Annotated in this window: 1 protein-coding gene; it reads right to left on the reverse strand. The window is 33.2% G+C overall.

Features of this window, described 5'->3' with window-relative positions:
- Window positions 1-1473 (reverse strand): tetratricopeptide repeat-containing S1 family peptidase (locus AC3DU7_RS17500; RefSeq protein WP_488040598.1); only part of this gene is annotated, 1473 nt, incomplete at its 3' end.
- Window positions 1474-1518: the final 45 nt, after the last annotated feature.

Below are 1518 nucleotides of genomic sequence, written 5' to 3' on the forward strand. Positions count from 1 at the left end.
TTGGTTTTGATTTGGTCTCCATTCAACAGAGTCTGGTGGTAAATTTCTTTCATCTAGAGCATTTAAAAAACTCAAAACTTCTGGATCGTTAGGCTTAAGTTTCAACGCTTGTTGAGCTACTTCTCTAGCTTCTTGATACCGCTCTAAACGATAAAAAACTTCCCCTTTTCCCAACCAAGCATCAACAAAATCAGATTTTAATTGAATTGCCTTATCATAAGCAGTGATCGCTTCTTTATATTCCTGAAAATGTTTTGTTAAAATATTTCCTCTCAGATACCAAACTACAAAATCATCTTGCTTGTATCTAATTACTTGATTAAAAGATATTAATGCGTCGTGAGGTCTATCTAAATAAGCTAATAAAGCGCCTTGGTCTCGCCAAGCTAAATAAAAATCTGGTTTGATTTTTACTGTTTTTTTATAGGCATCAATTGCTCTATCATGTCTACCTAAAGCTGATAATACATTTCCTTTTCCATACCAAGCTGGATAAAAGTTTTCTCTGATTTTTATTGCACGTTCAAAAGCTATTAATGCTTCTTCAAATCTCTCCAACCTATACAAATGATTCCCACGGTTTGCCCATGCTGCTGCACTAGAAATATCTGTTGTTTCTGGAATTTTTAAATAAGCTTCTATAGAAAAAGCTTCTTTTTGAGTTAGTTGTCGCGGAGGTGAATTTTCTAACTGAAAATTTAATCCCATATTGAACTTATCTGCTAACTGTAAAAAGGTATTAACAGGAATTCCATAACTAAAACCAATGCTTACTCTCTCCACTGAATTAGATTTTTCATCATAAATTTTTGTACCTTCAGAAGCACCATGAATTCCAATTACTCTTCCTTGAGTATCTAAAATAGGTGCGCCACTCAAACCTAACTCGGTAATATTGTTATAAAAAAGTTCATAACCATTAGAAACGGGGTCTTTGAGAAAAGCTAATTCATAATCTTGATTAATTAATAATCCCGGACTAAATAAATGTTCTCTTTGGAAAAAAGGTAATCTCGATGCAGGCCAACCAGACACAAAAATATGACGAAATTCAGCTTGATAATCATAATCAGCTAAAGTAGCTATTTGATATTTTTTCTGACTCCGAAATTCTAAAAGTGCTAAATCTACTGCTGGTAATTTAATTATTCTTTGATAATCAATTTTATGTCTTTCTCCATCTTTGGTAATAACTGCATATTCATCTTGGGTTTCTACAACGTGCTTGGCAGTTAAAACATAATAAGTATCTTTTTTACGAGAAATTATTACCCCGGAAGCTGGATTTATCGAATCGATTAATACTGTAAATTCTGTGGCAATTTGATTAATTTCATCTGCCATTAAAGCAGCAGCAGGTTGCATGGAAACAATTGCCGTAGAAGGAAAAAGTAAGAGGGAGGAAGTCAGAAGTAATGGCTTAATTGGGAATAATAAATTCACAAAAGTCCATAGATAATTTTTAAAGTTCATAATGGCAGAAGGAAGAAGTAAGAAGATGGAAGATGGAAGATGGAA

The sequence above is a fragment of the Okeania sp. genome (assembly GCF_983059655.1).